The organism is Cellulosimicrobium sp. ES-005 (genome assembly GCF_040448685.1).
In the GTDB taxonomy this organism is placed as follows: Bacteria; Actinomycetota; Actinomycetes; order Actinomycetales; family Cellulomonadaceae; genus Cellulosimicrobium; species Cellulosimicrobium cellulans_G.
The window spans coordinates 663248-681360 of sequence record NZ_CP159290.1 but is presented as its reverse complement, the minus strand read 5'-3'; the positions used below and the strand labels follow the sequence as shown (position 1 = coordinate 681360).

The following is an 18113-nucleotide window of genomic DNA, read 5'->3' as shown; positions in this document are numbered from 1 at the left end:
CGTCCCCGGGGGAGCTACTGCCCCGCCGCCCGACGCCGCGCGAGGATCTCGTTGAGGTCGAGACCCAGCGTCTCGGTCGACGGCTTGCGCTCGTCGCCCGCGGCGGGCTCGGGCGCGCCGGACGGCACGTCGACGACCACGTCCGCCGCGGCGACCGGAGCGGGAGCGGCGCCTGCCCGGGCCGGCGAGACGACGTCGTCGTCCGTGAGCGGCGCGGGCTCGCGACGCGGGGCCGTGGGCTTCATCGTGTACGTCGGCGGGGGCACGGGAACCGGGTCCCACGCACGGCCCGAGGGCACGCGGTCCTCGTCGACGTGCTCGACCTCGTCCGCGACGTCGGTCGCGACGGCCGGAGCCTCGGACGACCCGACGCGCGCAGACGCAGGCTCCTCGGAGCCGGAGTCCTCGGCCGCGGTCGTGCTCGGAGCCGTCACGCGCTCGCGCGGCGACGCCCCGAAGGGGCCCTCTGCGGAGAGCGCGGCGGCCGTGGCGTTCGCCCGCGCGAGGTCCTGGGGCGTGACGCGCGGGATCATCTGCGTGCTCACCTGGGAGCCGTGCACGGCGCGGCCGGTGACGCGGGGACGCGCGCCCCGGGGCGCGGGCGGCGCCCCCAGGACGGTCCCGCGCGCGGCACGGGCGGCGGCGCGACGCTCAGCCAGCCACGCGGCGTCGGACCGCTGCGCGGCGAGCACCGCCCGACGGCCCAGCACGAGCACGAGCCCGAGGAACGCCGTCGGGACCACGCCGGCCCACCACGGGAGGTACCCGAGCGCGACGACGGCCCACACCGCGACGCTCGCGAGCAGCAGCACGACCGTGAGCGCGAGACGGCGGCGCGCCGCGGCGGCGCGCCGCTCGAGGAGGGCGAGGCGGGACTGCTCGGACGCCGGCTGACGGCGCGGCGGTGCCCCGCGCGAGGGTGACGCGCTGTCGGTGCTCCCCATGGCGTGCGATCCCTCCTCCTCGTGCGTCCGGCCGGCCGGCCGGTCCTGCGCCCCCGCACCCCCGAGGAGGGTACGACCACCGTCCGCGGACGGCCCCGGGCCGATCGACGCGACGGCCGCGACGCCGTCGAGCCGTGCGTCCCACCCGCCCGAGCCCCCGCCGCCCGGGCCGGCGACGGCCAGGACGCGCAGGGAACCGGAGAAGCGATCGTCCGTGCGCGCCTCCAGCAGCTGCTGCCGGTGACGCACCCGGTGCGGGACGTAGAACCCGACCCACAGCAGGAACACCGCGAGCGCGACGATCCCCGAGGCCGATTCCACATCACGACCGTAGGCGAGGCGTGCGGCCACGGTCCGCACGCGCTCCGGCGTGTCGGTCGGCTCAGATGCTCTCGCGGCGCGTCGCCTGCCACCGCGCGAGGAGCCCGTCCGGGACCTCCTCGCTGGTGATCGCGAACGTGCGGTGGTCGCGCCAGGCCCCCTGGATGTGCAGGTACCGCTCGCGCACGCCCTCGTCGCGCAGGCCCAGCTTCTCCACGACGCGCAGGCTCGGGCCGTTCTCCGGCCGGATGTTGATCTCGATGCGGTGCAGGCCGAGGACCGCGAAGCAGTAGTCCGTCGCCATGGCCACGGACGTCGGGATGACGCCCCGGCCCGCGACGTGCTCGCTCACCCAGTAGCCGATGCTCGCGCCGCACAGCGACCCGTACGTGATCGAGGAGACCGTGAGCTGCCCGACGAGCTCGCCGTCCAGCTCCACGGCGAACGGCAGCGACGAGCCGGCCCGCGCCTGGGCGGACAGCACGCGGACGTACTCGGCGAACGTCGGCGGCCCTCCCCCGGTGCCCGGGCGCGGCGACGTGCCCTCCCAGCGCTCGAGCCAGTCCGCGTTGTGCGCGCGCAGGCGCATCCACGCGTTCGCGTCCCGACGGCGCAGCGGCCGCAGGACGATCGACCCACCCAGCGTGTCGTCCCGCAGGGTCACGGGCCACGGCTTGGTGACGGTCCAGCCGCGCGTGATCTTGTGCGTCATGCGGCGGTGACCGTCCTCGGAGCTGTCGGCGGGCCCGGGCGGGTGCCCGGTCCTCGGTGCACAGGGTGACACCACCGGGCGCCCGCGCGCCACCGACCGGTGACGGGGGCACCCGGTGGTGCGACCAGGGGATCAGCCGAGCGTGACGACGACCTTCGCCTCGGCGCCCTCCGGCAGCGCGGGGATCGGGCTCGCCGGGTCGTGCTCGACGCCGTCGACCGTCACCGAGCGCACGCCCTTCGACACGTGGTCGGGGTTGCGGACCTCGATGTCGTAGACGGCACCACGCCACTCGCGACGCACCTCGAACCCGTCCCAGTCCTTCGGGATCGACGGGTCGACCACCAGGCCCTCGAGCGCGAGGCGGACGCCGAGGACGTACTTGGTCACGGCGGTGTACATCCAGCCGGCCGTGCCCGTGAGCCACGGGTTCTGCGCCTTGCCGAACCACTCGTGGTCGCGGCCGTAGAGGAACTGGACGTACGCGTACGGCTCGGCACCGCGCACCTCGATGTTGTCGTTCTGGTGGTACGGCAGGATCGCGTCGTAGAACTGCACCGCCTCGTCCCCGCGGCCCAGCATCGCCTCCGCGATGATCGGCCACGCGTTGGGGTGGGAGAAGATCGCGGCGTTCTCCTTGATGCCCGGGTACACGCGCGTCACGAAGCCGACCGTGTCGTCGACCTTCGTGAACGCCGGCCAGTTGAGGTGGTTGCCGTACTCGGAGCCGAGCAGCTCGCGCACCGCGTCCATCGACGCCTCGCCGCGCTCCTGGCTCGTGATCCCGGCGATGACGGGCCACGCCTGGTGCTCGAGGAAGATCTTGCCCTCCTCGTTCTCGGCCGAGCCGATCTTCACGCCGTCGCGCGTGTACCCGCGGATCCACCACCGGCCGTCCCAGAGCTGGGCGTCCGCGACCTTGGCGATGCGCTCGCGCTCCGCCGTGAAGCGCGCGACGTCGGCCTCGGCCCGCTCGTCGCCCGCCGCGGCGAGCGGCTCCGCGATCTCGAGGAACGCGCCGATCGCCCACGCGTGCAGGAACGTCACGAGCGACGTCTCGCCGCCGCCGAGGTTGAGGCAGTCGTTCCAGTCCGCGCGCAGACCGAGCGCCACGCCGTTCTGGCCCACCTGCCGCGCGGAGAACTCGAGCGCCCGGACCAGGTGGTCGTACACCGTGGCGGGCGTGCCCTCGGCGAACGGGATCTCCAGGTCGAGGAACGAGCGGTCGCCCGTCTCCTTGACGTACTCGACGACCGACGGCACGAGCCACAGGTGGTCGTCCGAGCACGTGTCCTCGAGCCCGTGGATGAGGTCCTTCGGGTCGACCGTGGGCACGATCGTCGGGGACGGGACGTCGGGCAGCTTCTCGGCGTCGGGGTCGAACGCCTTCGGGTCGAACAGGTGCAGGCCGTAGCCGGCCTCCGTCTGGGCCCGCAGGAGCTCGACGATGCGCTGGCGCGTCTTCGTCGGGTTCGAGTGGATGACGCTCATGACGTCCTGCGCGGTGTCGCGGTACCCGAGACCCGCGCGACCGCCGACCTCGACGAACGACGCGAAGCGCGACCACACGACGCACGTCTCGGCCTGGAGCAGCGTCCAGGCGTTGATCATCGTGTTCATGCCCTCGTGGGGGGTGCGGATGCGGAGCTTGTCCTGCTTGGCGCGCCAGTAGTCGCGCAGCCGCTCGCGCTCACGGTCCACGGCGGCGACGTCGGAGTACTTCGCCTGGATCGCGCGGCCGGCCTCGTCGCGCGAGCCGTACCCGAGCATGAAGACGAGGCGCTTGGTCTCGCCCGGCGCGAGCGTCACCTTGTGCAGCAGCGCGCCGCAGTGGTTCTGCGTCGTCGCGCTCTGGTTCGAGCCCTCGCCGCGCTCGATCGCGACCGGGTTGGTCTCGGTCCGGTACGGCCCGATGAAGCTGTCGCGCAGCGAGTCGTACGACGACGGCGTCTCGCTCGACGCGAAGTAGTGGTACGTCCAGGGCTCGTAGTAGAAGTCGTACTCGATGATCCCGTCCTCGTACGAGGAGCCGGACGCGTAGAGCGACATCTGCAGGTTCTGGTTGTCGATCGTGATCGTGTGGAAGCTGAACTCCACGTACGACCCCACGGTGAGCTCACGCACCTCGTCGGTGGTGTTGGTGACCCGCACGTCCCACAGCTCCACGTCGTCGTCGAGCGGGATGAAGACCGTCTGCTCGGCGTCGATGCCCTTGTACTCGGAGCGGAACGTCGTGTAGCTCAGACCGTGCCGCGTGGTCCAGCGGCCCGCGCCCCCCGCGGGGTCGAGCTCCTCGTCGGGACCGACGAACGGCTTGCCGACCGGCTGCCACGACACCGACCAGTAGTCGCCGTCCGCGTCGTCGCGCAGGTACACGTAGTGCCCGGGGCGGTCGAGGGGGACGCCGTTCTGGCGGAAGCGCGAGATGCGCCCGTACTGCGAGCTCTTGAAGTACGAGTACCCGCCGCCGTTGTGCGACAGGACCGTGCACATGTCCCGGGTGCCGAGGTAGTTCGTCCACGAGACGGGGACGTCGGGGCGCTCGACGACGTACTCGTCGTGCGCGGTGTCGAAGTGGCCGTAGCGCATCGTTGCTCTGGTTCCTGTCGTGGGGGTGGGGCTGGGGGCGGGGGGTCGGGCAGGGTGGGGAGGTCCGGCGCCGTCACACGCCGGCGGTGACGAACCCCTGGAGCCACTCGAGGAGCTCGGCGGCCTTCTCGGGAGAGTCCGCCTCGACGAACATGCGCAGGACGGGCTCGGTGCCGGAGAACCGCAGGAGCGCCCAGTTGTCGTTCTCGAGGAGGATCTTGGTGCCGTCGAGGTGGGAGACCGAGACGACCGGGTACGGGCCGACGTGCGTGAGCGGCTCCGCCTCGAGGCGCCGCGGCACCTCGACGCGCATCTCCGGCGTCGCCGGCACGCCCGCCTCGAGCGTGTAGAGGCGACCCGTGATCTCGTAGATCATCGCGCGCAGCTCGGAGATCCGCTTGCCCGTGCGGGCCAGCATCTCGGCCACCAGGGCGCACGCGAAGATGCCGTCCTTGCCGAGGATCCAGCCGCGGATCGTCAGACCGCCCGACGACTCGCCGCCGAGCACGGCGCCGATCTCCTCCATGCCCGCCGTGACGTGCTTGAAGCCGACCTTGACCTCGCGCGACTCCTCGCCGAAGTGGGCCGCGAGGCGGTCGAGCAGGTGCGTCGTCGCGAGGTTGCGCACGACGCCGCCCTTCTCGCCGCGGACCTCGTGCAGGTACCAGTAGAGGAGGAGGAGGAGGTCGTTCGTCGAGATGTACTCGCCGGTCTCGTCGACGATCCCGATGCGGTCGGAGTCGCCGTCCGTGGCCATGCCGAGGTCGTAGCGACCCCCGCCCTGCTGGATCATCGTCACGAGCGTGCTCAGGCGCTGCAGGTCCGGCGCCGGCGCGACGCCGCCGAACAGCGGGTTGTGCGCCGCGTGGATGAACTCCGAGCGCACGCGCATGTCGGACAAGATCGTGCCGAGCGTGAGCTGGCTCGTGCCGTACATCGGGTCGACGACGACCTGCAGGTCGGAGCCGCGCACCGCCTCCACGTCGATGATCTTCTCGATCGCGTCGACGTAGGGGTCGGTGAGCGACCGGTCGACCACGACGCCCGTGCGGCGCGCCACGTCGATGTCGAGCGTGATGACGTCGTCGACGGACAGCGCGTTGGCCTCGTCCTGGTAGCGGTCCGTCTCGTCGTCGAGCGGCAGCGAACCGTCCTGGCGGAACACCTTCATGCCGTTCCACTCGGGCGGGTTGTGGCTCGACGTGACGATGATCCCGTACGCCGCCCCGAGGTAGGGCGCGGCGAACGTCACGAGCGGCGTCGGGACGTCGTCGGGCAGGAGCGTGACCGCGATGTTGTTGCCCGCGAAGACCTCGGCCGCGGCGATGGCCGACTCGCGCGAGAGGAAGCGCCGGTCGCCGCCGATCACGACGCCCTTGCCGTCGAGGCCGCGGCGGATCGTCTCGTTCGCGATCGCCTGGCACAGCCGGCGCACGTTCGCGAGCGTGTACCCCTCGCCGATGACCGCGCGCCAGCCGCCCGTGCCGAACACGATCTTGGTGTCCGTGTTCTTCTTCGGGACGAACAGGCGCTTGAGGACGATGTCCGCCGCCTGCGCGAGCTCGTCCGGCGTGTTGATGCCGCGGACCTCGTCGACGTCGACGATCCGGTACGACGAGATCCGCTTCCCCGCGCCGATGACGCGGCGAGCGAGCTCCGTGAGCCGGTGCTCGCCGTCGGACGCCATGCGCTCGAGCTCGCCGAACAGCAGCCTCGGCGCCGCCACGTAGGCGCCCACGTTGATCTCCGTGCGCGGCTCCGCCACGTCGCCCGCCTCGGACGACTCGAGGATCGCGGTGATCTCGCCCTCGGCGCGCACCACGCGCCCGTAGCCGTCCGGGTCGTCCACGACGGCCGAGAGGAGCGTCAGGTCGGCGCCCGTGAGCGTGTGGCGGGTGAGCAGGCCCAGGAGCGACTCCGAGCGCAGCAGGGGCGTGTCCGCGTACGCGACGAGCACCGGCTCGTCGACGCCGAGCCCCAGCACCGACGCGACCGCCCCGCGCGCCGCGAGGACCGCGTCACCCGTGCCGAGCGGCGCCTCCTGCTCCACGTAGACGACGTCCTCGCCGAGCAGCTCGCGCACGGTCGGGTCGTCCGGCGCCACGACGACGACGATGCGGCTCGCGTCCACCACCCGACGGACGTTCGCCACGGCCAGCTCGACGACGGTCGCGCTGCCCAGCGGCTGGGACAGGAGGTCGCGCGACGCGGCGTCGTGCCCCGCGGCGAGCACGACGGCGGCCCTCGCGGTCCGGCTGTGCGCGCCCCCTCGCGGTCGCGGGGTCGTGGCGCTGGGCTTCGCGGGCGTCGTCGCGGTCATGGCGTCCTCACTGGTCGACCTCTGTCGGACAACGACTCATTTGTCAGGAGTCCGAACTACTGGCTCTCCCCGATCATAGGCACCCGAGACCCGTCGAAGGAACCCGATCCGGACCACCAGGGCCGAAGGTCACCCGCGCTGCGTCCGCGAGGAACCCCGAGCCGGGTGACAATAGGGACATGAGTGGCCCGGTCCAGCCGTACCCCCTGCACGGAAGCATCGAAGCCGAGGACGCGAAGGAGATCCTCCGCAAGGCCATCCGCACCAACCGCCAGGCGCGGTCCGAGCGGCTCCGCAAGGAAGCGGCCGCCGCGATCGCCGACGTCGTGGAGACCATCCCCGAGGTCGCCGCCGCCACGTGCGTCGCGACCTACGCCGCCCGGCCCGCCGAGCCCGGCACCACGGAGATGCTCGAACGCCTCTCCGCGCGCGGCGTGCGCGTCCTGCTGCCTGTGCTCGGCGCCGGCCTGCAGCGCGACTGGGCCCTGTACGACGGCCCGGCCGACCTCCAGGTCCGCGCCCCCGGCCGACCCCCCGAACCCGGCACCCCGTCGCTCGGCGCCGAGGCCATCGCCCAGGCCGACGTCGTCGTCGCCCCCGCGCTCGCCGTCGACTCGCGCGGCGTCCGGCTCGGCCAGGGCGGCGGCTGGTACGACCGCGCGCTCGAGCACCTGCGCCCCGGGACCAAGGTCGTCGCCGTCGTCTTCCCCGAGGAGGTCTACGACGCCTCCGACCGCCCGCTCCCGGTCGAGCCCCACGACAAGACCGTCGACGCCGTCGCGACCCCCCTCGGCTGGCGCTGGCTCCCGTAGCCCCGCCGCCCGGGCCGGCTCCACGACCCCGCGGTCGGGCTGGTTCGGTCGGTACAGACCCGCCGCCCGCGCGGTCGGGCTGACGTGGGTGACCGCTCGGGCTGCCGCTCCGTCGCCACGGGGCGCGCGTGGTGACGAGATGCGAGAAGTGGCCCCTGGTACGGGGCCCGGAGGGGCAACTTCTCGCATCTCGGCCGGGGCCGTCCCGCCATCGGTGGCACGGCAGCGCGCCCGGGCCGAGCGTGACCGCCGGACCCGGGCCGCGGGTCGTGCGGTGACGGACAGGACGAGCGGTGGGGTCGGACCGTGTGCGCAGGACGTCAGAGGCGCACTCCTAGAACCCCCCGCCCGAATGACCAGGGTGACGGTGCGCCAGTCCCAGCACACGGTCCGACCCCACCGCGGACCCGACCCAGCGGGGAGTAGACCCCACCCCGCGGGGACCAGACCCGACCAGCGGACCCGACCCCGCGGGCCGTGAACCGAACCCGGGACTAGGGAACGAGGGTCAGCTCGTCCTTGCTCGCGTCGGCGACGGCCTGGGTGGAGAACGGCCAGTCGTAGGTCTCGCCCCGGGCCCAGGTCTTGAGCTGGTCCGCGTAGTGCTGGGACGCGGGGTGGCCGGACGTGCCCGTGACGGTGACCCAGGTGGAGCGGTCGAGGTCGTCGAGGTCGACGACCATCCGCATCGACGGGCCGGCCGTCACGTCGAACGACCCGGAGGCCGCGTCCCACGCGGTGGCGTTGACGATCGAGGAGCCGCCGGGCATGCCGACGGGGTCGGGGTTGACCCAGTTGCGGACGGGGCCGGGGATGGACTCGCCGCCGAGGATCGGGTGCTCCAGCGCGAGCACGTGGAGCTTGCCCCAGGCCCAGTCGGAGGGCTGCTTGCTCTGCTCGACGGTCAGGTCGAGGCGCGCGGACACGAGCGCCTGCGTGAGGACCTCGTCGCGCGTCTCCACGACGCTCACGGTCTGACGGTCGTCCCAGAACGGGTCTGTCGGGTTCTCGAGGAGGTTCTGCACGACCGCGAGCCAGCGGCTCCCGCCGTTCGGGCGCGCCGACTCGGGCAGGTCGTCCCAGAAGGTGAGCTGGAGCAGGTTGCGCCAGACGGCGGCGAAGTAGGCGGCCGCGGCGGAGTCGGTGTCGGTCCGGTAGTCCCAGTCCGCGAGGAGCGCCTGGCCCTCGGCGGCGAAGCCGTCGTCGATCTCCTGGTCGAGCAGGAGCGGCACGAGCACCTCGGCGTAGGGGCTGCGGTCGTCGGTCTGGATCTCGTTCATCGTGTCGACGTCGACGGGTCGTCCGGCGGAGATCTCGGCCTCGAGGAGTTGGCGGATGCGCTGCGAGCGGTAGCCGTAGTCCCAGTCGGTGGTGAGGAACGGCGCGACGCCGGCGGGCAGCACCGCCTGGTTGGCGGCGACGACGAACCCCTCGGTCGGGTCGACGACGCGCGGCATCTGCTCGCTCGGGACGTAGCCCTGCCAGTCGTAGCGCTCGTCGGAGCCGTCGCGCGGCCACGTGCCGTCGGAGGGCACCTCGGCGTCGGGCACCGCCTGGCGGACGGGGATCTTCCCGGGTGCCTGGTAGCCGATGTGGCCGTCCGCCGTCGCGAAGACGATGTTCTGCGCGGGCACCTCGAAGAGCGCCGCGGCGGCCTGCATGTCGTCGGCGTCCTGGGCGAGGTTGAACGCGAAGACGGCGTCGGCGGTGCGGCCCGGCTCGAGCGCGGTCCACTGGAGCGAGACGGCGTACTCGCCCAGGCGGGTGTCCAGGGCGGGGGTGTCGACGGCGGACTCGGTCGCGGGGATCGCCTCGGAGACGATCGGCCCGTGGAGCGTCGAGCGGATCTCGAGCTCGACGTCCTCGCCGCCGGCGACGTGCAGCGTCTCGGTCCGGGTCTCGAGCGGCACCCAGTCGTCACCGCGCAGGTAGGTGTCGTCCCGCACGCGCTCGACGAAGAAGTCGGTGACGTCGGCGCCCATGTTCGTCAGGCCCCACGCGAGCTGCGCGTTGTGCCCGATGATGACGCCGGGGAAGCCGGCGAACGAGAAGCCCGCGACGTCGAACCCGCACTGCGGCCCGACCTCGTTGCAGTGCAGCCCGACCTGGGCCCAGATCCCGGGGGCGCCGAGGGCGAGGTGCGGGTCGTTCGCGAGGATCGGCTTTCCGCTGACGGTGTGCTCGCCGGAGACGACCCACGAGTTGGAGCCCGTGCCCTCGCCGCGCCCGACGAGCACGGGGACGGCGTCGAGCGCGCGGTCGGCGGCCTCGAGCGCGCCCCGGAGGTGGTCCGAGCCGTACGCGGCGCGCGCCTCGGGGCCGAGCTCGAGCGCGACCTGCTGGGGGTTGTCGAGCTCGCCGGGGTCGAGGATCGGCGCGTTGACCTCGGACGGGTAGGCGGGGAAGAGCGCGGCGACGCGGGCCGTGTCCTGGAGGGTGCTGAACGAGAGCGCGCGCTCCAGCTCGTCGTCGTAGTTGCCGCGCAGGTCCCACGCCATCGCCTTGAGCCAGGCGAGCGAGTCGACGGGGTCCCAGGGCTCGGGCTGGGCGACGTCGACCTGGAGGCCGAGCACGGTGTACTCGATCGCGATCTCGGACGGGCTGCGGTTCTCGAGGTACGCGTTGACGCCCTCGGCGTAGGCCTGGAGGTACGCCTTCGTCTCGGGCGAGACGACGTCCCACTCCTCCTCGGCGACCTGCCGCCAGCCGAAGGTCCGCGTCACGGTGTCGGCGGCGATCGCGTCGGGGTTGTCGCCCACGAGCTCCGCGAGCCGGCCCGCGGTGACGTGCCGGCGGTAGTCCATCTCGAAGAAGCGGTCCTGCGCCTGGACGTAGCCCTGGGCGCGGAAGAGGTCCTCGGGGGTGTCGGCGTAGATCTGCGGCACGCCCTGGGCGTCGCGCAGCACCGTGACCTGGGCGTCGAGCCCGGGGAGCTCGACCTGGCCGGAGGTCTGCGGCAGCGGCCGGCGCACGGTGACGACGACGAGCGCGGCCCCCGCGACGAGCGCGAGGACGAGCAGCACGGCCACGCCGATCAGGACGCGCCGACGGCCGGACCGACGACGCCGGGGCGGGGCCGCGGTCTCGACGGGGTTCGCGGGGTCGGTACCGGGGACGGCGTCACCGGCGGGGGCCTCGGCGGGTTCGTGCGCAGACACGGATGCGAGACTACCCCGGCCCTGGGCGAGCGCCGCTCCGCGTATGATTAGCACTCGGAAGTTTCGAGTGCCAGGCGGTGTTGACACCGACGACCCGGCCGAGACCGACCCGATCCCGACCTGCCGGTGGCCGCCCCGACGGCCGTCTCGTGAACGAGGAGAACCCGTGCCCACCTACGCGTACACGTGCACCGCCTGCGGTCACGCCTTCGACATCCACCAGTCGTTCAGCGACGACGCCCTGACGGTGTGCCCCGAGTGCTCGGGGCGCCTGCGCAAGGTGTTCTCCTCCGTCGGTGTGACGTTCAAGGGCTCGGGCTTCTACCGCACGGACTCGCGCTCGGGCGGGAAGTCGTCGACGGCACCGGCCGCCGCGAAGCCCGCCGCTTCCTCCGCGGCGTCCGGCACGAGCAGCGCGTCCGGCGGCACGAGCAGCACCTCGTCGTCGAGCGGCTCGACCGCGTCCTCCTGACCTGACGTCCGGGGCGTCAGACCGAGGCGCCCCGGACGACGGCGGTCGACCACAACCCCGCACCGGGCGGCGTCGGCGGGCTTCGACCACGCGCCCCGTCCACAGGGCCGGACCGGCCCGCGTCTGCCCCGGGCGCGCGCGCCGCTACGGTCGCGCCCATGCTGCGCTCCCCCCGCCCGCCGGATCCCCGCCCGCGACCCGACCGCTCGCCCGCGCGGCGTCGGCTGCTGCGCGGGGTGTGGTGGCGCTCCCGCTTCGTCGTGGCCGCGCTGTGCTGCGGGGTCGCGGCGTCCGTGGCCGTCGGGGCGCTCCGCCCTCCCCCACCACCGACCGCGCCGGCGGTCGTCACGACGCGCGAGGTGCCCGCGGGCGCCGTGCTGACGGACGCGGACCTCCGCGTGGACCCCGTGGCGGCGGAGCTCGTCCCGGCGGGCTCCGCGGCCCGACCCGACGACGTGGTCGGACGCCGCGCGACCGTCGCCCTGCCCGCGGGCACCCTGCTGCAGGACGCGCTCGTGGCCGGCGGCGAGCTCGCCGCCGCGGCCCCCGCGGGCACGGTCGTCGCACCCGTCCGGCTCGACCCCGGTGTCGCCGCCCTCCTCGGCCCGGGAGACCGCGTCGACCTCCTCGCCGCCGGCGACCAGGCGCTGACGACGGCGCTCGCCGAAGCGCCGACCGACGGACAGCAGCCGCCGGCCGCGGATCCCTACCTCGCCCGCGCGGCCGTCGTCGTGCCCGCACCGGAGCCCGACGACGGGGGCGGGCTGCTCGGCACGGGCGGGTCGGGCACGGACGTCGTGACGCTCGTCGCCGTGCGTCCCGAGGAGGCCGTCCGCCTCGCCGCCGTGAGCGGACAGGCGAGCGTCACGGCCGTCCTCGTCCCCTGACCGACGGCCCCGGTCGCACCGACGGGTGAACCGACGACCGGTGCCCGACCCGCCGGGCGAGGCCGTTGCCGGGCGGCGCCCGCGTTGGGAGGATCGCGCGTGCACCTGCCGTGGCGCCGCCGCCACGCGGACCACCGACCGGAGAGGGAAGCAGCACATGAAGGGCGTGTTCCAGGGATTCAAGGAGTTCGTGCTCCGAGGCAACGCGATCGACCTGGCGGTCGGCGTCGTCATCGGCGCGGCGTTCTCCTCGGTCGTCGACGCGATCGTCACCTACCTGATCAACCCGATCATCGGCGCCATCTTCGGCAAGCCGGACATCTCCAACCTGTGGGACATCACGCTGCGGCCAGCCCACGGCGACGTCGAGGCCTCCGTCCTCTCCGTCGGCGGCATCCTCAACGCGATCCTGCAGTTCCTCATCATCGCGATCGCGCTCTACTTCGTCATCGTCCTCCCGATGAACAAGCTCGCCGAGCGTCGCAAGCAGGACGTCGAGCCCGAGCCCGAGGCACCGGCGGAGGACGTGCGCGTCCTCCAGGAGATCCGCGACCTCCTCGCCGCCCAGGCCGGCAGCGGCCCGGGCCGAGCACCCGGCGGCCCGACGCCGCCGCGCGACCTCTGAGCACGCCCCCACCGCCACCTGACCCCACGCGCCGCGGCGCCCCTCGGACCACCCCGGGGTCGCTCCTCACCTCACGCCGAGAGTGGGGAACGACCCCGGGTTCGGCGCATCAGCGCGCGGTCGGTAGCGCGCGGTCAGTGCCGCCCGTAGTGCGGCGGGACGTCCCCGAGCAGCCGGTCGTCGTTCTCGCCCCGGCCCCCACGTCCGGGCGCCGCCTCGTCGCCCCAGCCCTCGGACCGCTCGTCGGCGCTCACCCCGGACACGACCTCGCTCTCCGTCCCCCGTCGCACGGCCCGCCGCGGCCGCCGACGCCGCACCGCGCCGTCGGGCACGTCGTGCGGGCGGTCAGGACTCGGGTCGGACGTGGTGCTCACGCCTCCATCGTCGCACCGCCGGAGCGCCCGACGTCAGCCACCACCTGCTCAGGCCACTGAGACACGCGAGGACAGCCCACGCGGGAGCCGCGACAGGGTGACCTGCACGACGCCAGGACGTGACCCAGGCGACGCGGCCGTGGTCGCACGCGTGCTCGACAGCGCGGACTACGCCGGGCCCGCGCACCAGGGCCACGGTGCGACGGACGGCGGCGGCTCAGCGACGAGATCGCAAGCAACCGGCCCACGGTGAGACGACGTGGCGGGGTGGGAGGCGGCGCCGGGTCGTGGCGGGCCTGGCGGGAGCCGCGAGGAACGAGCGGCGGATGGTAGACCCGGCGCCGCCTCCCACCCCGCACCCAACCCGACCAGGCGGGCAGTCGCTCCCCCGTCCCCGCGCCCACGGTGACGACCCCGAACGGGTCGGCCGAAAGTCAGAGGTCGTCGTCGCCGTGCTGCTCGTCGTCGTCGATCACCGGCACGACCACGATCCGGTCGCCGCCGCCGGTCTGCGCGACACCACCCGTCTCGGGCAGCCGCGCGTCGCGCACCGCCTGCACGACCCGCCGGATGCGCTCGGCCTCCTTGGCGGGGTCGAGGAACGCGGCGGCGGACCACACCTGGGCGACGGTCCACCCGATGCGCTCGAGGCGTTCGGCCACCTGCCGGTCCCGCACGCGCACGCTGCGCTCGGCGACGTAGGCGGCGTCGTCGGTGAGGACGGCGACGAGGAGCTCGCCGGGCAGGTCGGGGTGGCCGACGACGAGCGGGATGCGGTCGCCGTCGCCGATGCCGTAGTCGGTCTCGACGACGAGGCCGGCTCGCCAGAGGCGCTCGGCAAGGTCGAGCACGAGCCGGTCGGGGCTGCCGCCGAGGTCGACGCCGTTGCCGAGGGTCACCTGGTCGGCCGCGCCGCTGCGCTGCTCGGCGAGGTCGAGGACCTCGGCGAGCAGCCGGGCACCGGCGCCGCGCAGCCGCTCGGGGTCGAGGTCGCCCGCGGTGAAGCACGACACGACGTGGAGCCGGCGGCGGGTCGCGCCGACCGAGTCGAGCAGCATGGCCTCGGCGCCGGGGGTGTTGAGGATGCCGAACCGGTGGAGCACGCGCCCGTGCGGGGTGCGGCCGAACCCGACGGACAGGACGATCGTGTCGCGCACGAGCCCGGCGACGCTGGAGACGTCGGCGACGACCACCGGTTCTTCCCGCGCCCCGGAGAAGAAGCCGGCGAGCGCGGGGTTCTGGCGCACCTCGACGAGGAGGGCGTCGCGGATGCGGTCGGCGTGCAAGGGCGTGACGGTGACGATCGCGAGGGACTCGTCGGGCCGCGTGAGCGCATGCTCGATGGCGACCTCCACGACCCGGTCGACCTCGGCCTGGGTGCTCTCGACCGCGCCGGACGCCGGGTCGGGCATGCCGGCGCCGTCGACGACGTCGAGCTGGACGAGGACCTCGGCGCGCGGCAGGGGCGCGGGGCGCAGGACGCCGTCGTAGCCGTGCTCGGCGAGGAAGGTCGTGACGAAGGGGTCGCGCCGCGAGCCGTCGGCGAGCAGCTCGACCGTCGGGAGCAGCTCGGCGAGCTCGCGCACGGTGTCGGTCGAGGCGGCGCGCGGGTCCCCCACCGCGACGACCTGTCGGCCACGGGCGAGCGCGGAGAGCACGAGCTCGACGGGTGCGTGCTCGATCGCGTCGAGGACGACGAGGTCGACGGTGCGCGTCGCGGGGACGAGGTGCGGCACGAGGGTCGGCGTGGCGACGAGCACGGGTCGCAGGCGCCGCAGCACGGCGGGGTGCTTCTCGGCCGTCTCCCGCAGGCTCACGAGGCGACCCTCGAGCAGCTCGGTGAACAGGTCCTCGGCCTCGTCGCGGTGCTCGCGCATCGCGGTCCCGAGGTGCTCGCGGACCGCCGCACGGACGGGTGCCGCGAGCGACGCGACGTGCGTGCGGTCGAGGTCGCGGAACCGGCGCGCGAGCGCGTCGAGGCCGGCGCCGTCCTGCCCGGCCAGGGCCTGGTCCTGGGCGAGCACCTGCTCGAAGACCGAGCTCCACCACGCGAGCTCGAGCTCGGGGCCCACGAAGTCGGGCTCGACGCGGCGGGCCGCGAGGTCGGCGAGGAGCTCGCCGAGGCCGAGGTCGGTGAGCCGGCGCAGGATCGCGGTGCGCGCCGGGAGGGAGTCGAGTGACTCGGCGTCCTCGGCGAGCGCGTCGAGGCGCGCCGCGAGGGCGTCGAGCGGCGTGTCGAGGAGGTCCCGGCCACCGGGGGTCCCGTCGAGCGCGGGCTCGAGCTCCTCCACGTCGATGCGCACGGCCTCGTGCGTGTCCTCGATCGCGGACAGCCCCTCGGGCAGCACGGGCCAGCCGCCGCGCGGGCACTGCTCCTGCCAGACCGCGCGCTGCGCCTGCACCTCGACGAGCGCGGCGTGCAGGTCGGGCACGCGGACGCCGGGACGGACCATGTCGCGCGCCTGGCGGTGCAGCCGCCTGCGGGCGAACCAGCCCATCTCGATGCCGCGCTCCGCACGCCACTGCTTCGTCGCCGTCGCCTCGACCATGTCCTGCGCGGTGCGCTCGAAGATGAGGGGCTGGAACACGTCGAGCGTGCCCCGCATGCCGCCGAGCATGGTGAGCTGGTCGCCCCACTGCCGCAGCGTCGTCGCGGGCGTCAGCCCGGTGCGCTGGGCGACCTGCTCGACCTGCGCGCGCAGCTGCGGGAGCGTGTGCGTGCGGAGGCGCTCGACGCGCACGAGCGCGTCGTGGGCCTCCTGGGGCGTCGTGAGGGCGGCGCCGTACCACGGGGTCGAGGTCGCGCGCGTGGTGAAGGCACCGAGCAGGGCGGCCTCGCGCAGCTCCGCCGCGACACGCTCGCGCTGCGGCCCGACGCCGAGCACGACCTCCGTCGTCAGGCGTACCCGGGTGTCGGGCGCCGGTCGCTCGGCGGTGAGGCGGGCGAGCGCCTGGAGCGCGTCGTAGGCGGACACTCCCCACGGGTCGCGCACGAGGTGCAGCGCCTCGATGTACCCGGCGAGCCGGGCGCGCGCGCCGAGCAGCGCGTCGCGCGTGCGCGCGAGGTCCTCGTCCTCGCCCGGCTCGGGCTCGGTCGCCATCGCGGACAGGAGGCGGTGGGACGCGGTCTCGCGCCAGGTCGGCTCGGGGACGATGTCGAGCACGAGGCCGCCCAGGCCGAGCTCGTCGAGCCGCGCGAGGAGCGCGTCCGCGGCCCGGCGGTGGCCCGGGACGTACAGCACGTGGCGCCCCGACGCCGCGGCCTCGGCGACGACGGCCGCGAGCGTGCCCGCGACGTCGGACCCGGCGGGCGCGTCGACGAAGAGGTGCGACCCGCTCGCGAGCACGTCGACGACGTGGCGCTGGGACGGGTCGAGGTCGCCGGCGCCGCGCTCGTGCACGGGGTCCGCGTCGCCGACGCGCGGCGCGGGCAGCTCGGTGCGCAGCGCGGTCGCGGAGCGCTCGTCCCCGGCGAGGGCGGCGACGACCTCGTGCCGCTCGAGGGCGGGCGCGAGCTCGTCGAGGTCGTCGACGAGGACCTGCCCCGGGTGCACGAACGTGCCGACGAGGACGCGGTGGGTCAGGTCGAAGTCGTCGAGGACGGCCTCGCCGAGCGCGGCGATGCGGCGGGTCGCGTCGCCGGGGTCGAAGCCCGCGCCGGTGAACGTGGAGCGCGCGAGCGTCACGGGGTCGAGGAGCGCGCCGTGCGCGCGCAGCGTGCGCGCGAGGAGCGGGTTGATCTCTGCCGTCGGCTCGAGAGTCAGCTCGTAGTCGGTCTCGCCGTCCCCGCGCGGGGTGACGGTCAGGGGACGCAGGAGCACCGGGGCGCGCACGGTGCGGGACGTCGGCTCCTGCTCGGTCTCCTCGACCGCGCCCGGGGGCCGGTGACCCGCGTCGGGGACGTGCGCGCCGTCGGGCCCGTCCCGCTCGTCGGAGACCGCACGACCGTCCTCGCCCGTGGCGTCGCCGGGGCCGGGTCCTGCCGCTGCGGGGCCGACGACGTCGTCGTCCCCGCTCGGGACGACCGTCGCGGGGGCGCGGCCGGCGACCCGGGCCAGCGCCGCGACGTCGTCCTCGGCCAGCGGCGCCGAGAGGCTCTGGGTCCAGGTCGCCACGCCGATCGCCAGGTACGTGGGCGCGACGCCGTAGCGCTGGGCGTGCTCGGCGGCGCGGACCACGACGGCCCGTGCACGGCGCCGCGCGGCGGGCAGCGACCCGCCCTCGCGGAACAGGTTCGAGAGCCGGGTCGGCCGCCCGGCGAAGAGCTGGGCGACGCCGGAGGGGTGGGCCGCCGTCAGGTCGACGACGGCGTCGCCGAGCAGCGAGACGTCGGCGAGCGACGACCCGCCGGCGAGCTCGACGAGCCCGGCGCGCCACCGCGCCACGGCCTCGTCGACGAGGTCGGCCGTCGTGGGCTCCGGGACGAGCACGGGGCGGGGCGGCGTCACGTCGGCCGCCTCGGCGGAGGGCTGGTCGGTCTCGCCAGGAGCGGTCGCGGGCAGCCGAGCAGGATCGGCCACGCTCCGGGCGGCTGAGCTGGTGCGGGCTGCGGCATTCACCCTCCGACGCTAACCGGCCGCCTCGCGAGGCCCGGCGCGGCGCGCCGGAGGGTCGACGACCCGGACCGTCGGGCGGCGGCGTGCCGGGGCCGCCCGACCGCCGGTCGTGCGCGAGGCCACGAGGAAGCAGGACGACGAACGGCCCCGGATCACGAGAATTCGTGTTCCGAGGCCGTCGTTCCGAACTATTCCGGGGCGTTCTCCCGGAGAAGTGTGAAACAGCGCGCACCGCGCAGGGGGCAGGCGATGCGCGCTGTCGAGGACAATCTTGCACGGCGAGATGCCAGGCGTCAACACGGCCCACGGCACTGGACGGGTGAATCACCCGCGCGACCCAGAA

11 protein-coding genes are annotated in these 18113 nt (G+C 74.3%); 4 read left to right on the top strand and 7 right to left on the bottom strand.

Translation table 11 applies throughout. The features are described 5' to 3' along the window. Positions 1-14 precede the first annotated feature (14 nt). From ABRQ22_RS02980 to ABRQ22_RS02965, 4 genes are all read right to left on the bottom strand, one after another. Entirely contained in the window at positions 15-1265 is a 1251-nt protein-coding gene (locus tag ABRQ22_RS02980; protein ID WP_353708519.1) for a hypothetical protein, read from the bottom strand. 61 nt (positions 1266-1326) lie between these two features. Then, positions 1327-1977, bottom strand: a complete 651-nt coding sequence (locus ABRQ22_RS02975) for a GNAT family protein (RefSeq protein ID WP_253052767.1) — start codon at positions 1975-1977, stop codon at positions 1327-1329. 132 nt (positions 1978-2109) lie between these two features. After that, positions 2110-4566, bottom strand: a complete 2457-nt coding sequence (locus ABRQ22_RS02970; protein WP_353708518.1) for a N,N'-diacetylchitobiose phosphorylase — start codon at positions 4564-4566, stop codon at positions 2110-2112. A gap of 73 nt (positions 4567-4639) precedes the next feature. Then, on the bottom strand, positions 4640-6886 hold the full coding sequence (locus tag ABRQ22_RS02965; protein ID WP_353708517.1) for an NTP transferase domain-containing protein: 2247 nt from the start codon (positions 6884-6886) through the stop codon (positions 4640-4642). 179 nt (positions 6887-7065) lie between these two features. On the opposite strand from ABRQ22_RS02965, the gene ABRQ22_RS02960 reads away from it, so the two are divergent. After that, on the top strand, positions 7066-7698 hold the full coding sequence (locus ABRQ22_RS02960) for a 5-formyltetrahydrofolate cyclo-ligase (protein WP_253052761.1): 633 nt from the start codon (positions 7066-7068) through the stop codon (positions 7696-7698). 494 nt (positions 7699-8192) lie between these two features. On the opposite strand, the gene ABRQ22_RS02955 is transcribed toward ABRQ22_RS02960, so the two are convergent. Further along, positions 8193-10727, bottom strand: a complete 2535-nt coding sequence (locus ABRQ22_RS02955) for a penicillin acylase family protein (protein WP_353709494.1) — start codon at positions 10725-10727, stop codon at positions 8193-8195. Positions 10728-11022: 295 nt separating this feature from the next. On the opposite strand from ABRQ22_RS02955, the gene ABRQ22_RS02950 reads away from it, so the two are divergent. From ABRQ22_RS02950 to mscL, 3 genes are all read left to right on the top strand, one after another. Next, positions 11023-11328: an FmdB family zinc ribbon protein gene (locus ABRQ22_RS02950; protein ID WP_353708516.1), complete on the top strand. Its 306-nt coding sequence runs from the start codon at positions 11023-11025 to the stop codon at positions 11326-11328. Between the two features lie 158 nt (positions 11329-11486). Then, positions 11487-12215, top strand: coding sequence for an SAF domain-containing protein (locus ABRQ22_RS02945; RefSeq protein WP_353708515.1), 729 nt, complete (start codon positions 11487-11489; stop codon positions 12213-12215). A 157-nt stretch (positions 12216-12372) separates the two neighbouring features. Continuing rightward, the gene (gene mscL / locus ABRQ22_RS02940) at positions 12373-12840 is read left to right on the top strand and encodes a large conductance mechanosensitive channel protein MscL (RefSeq protein ID WP_353708514.1); all 468 of its coding nucleotides are present in this window, start codon (positions 12373-12375) and stop codon (positions 12838-12840) included. A 134-nt stretch (positions 12841-12974) separates the two neighbouring features. On the opposite strand, the gene ABRQ22_RS02935 is transcribed toward mscL, so the two are convergent. Both ABRQ22_RS02935 and ABRQ22_RS02930 read right to left on the bottom strand, forming a co-directional pair. Beyond that, complete coding sequence (locus ABRQ22_RS02935) at positions 12975-13214, bottom strand: hypothetical protein (protein ID WP_353708513.1); 240 nt, start codon at positions 13212-13214, stop codon at positions 12975-12977. A gap of 434 nt (positions 13215-13648) precedes the next feature. Then, entirely contained in the window at positions 13649-17662 is a 4014-nt protein-coding gene (locus tag ABRQ22_RS02930; protein ID WP_353709493.1) for a hypothetical protein, read from the bottom strand. Positions 17663-18113: the final 451 nt, after the last annotated feature.

Coding starts and splice junctions, on each gene's coding strand:
- ABRQ22_RS02975 (WP_253052767.1), bottom strand. CDS start 1,977: ATGACGCACAAGATCACGCGCGGCTGGACCGTCACCAAGCCGTGGCCC.
- ABRQ22_RS02970 (WP_353708518.1), bottom strand. CDS start 4,566: ATGCGCTACGGCCACTTCGACACCGCGCACGACGAGTACGTCGTCGAG.
- ABRQ22_RS02965 (WP_353708517.1), bottom strand. CDS start 6,886: ATGACCGCGACGACGCCCGCGAAGCCCAGCGCCACGACCCCGCGACCG.
- ABRQ22_RS02960 (WP_253052761.1), top strand. CDS start 7,066: ATGAGTGGCCCGGTCCAGCCGTACCCCCTGCACGGAAGCATCGAAGCC.
- ABRQ22_RS02945 (WP_353708515.1), top strand. CDS start 11,487: ATGCTGCGCTCCCCCCGCCCGCCGGATCCCCGCCCGCGACCCGACCGC.
- mscL (WP_353708514.1), top strand. CDS start 12,373: ATGAAGGGCGTGTTCCAGGGATTCAAGGAGTTCGTGCTCCGAGGCAAC.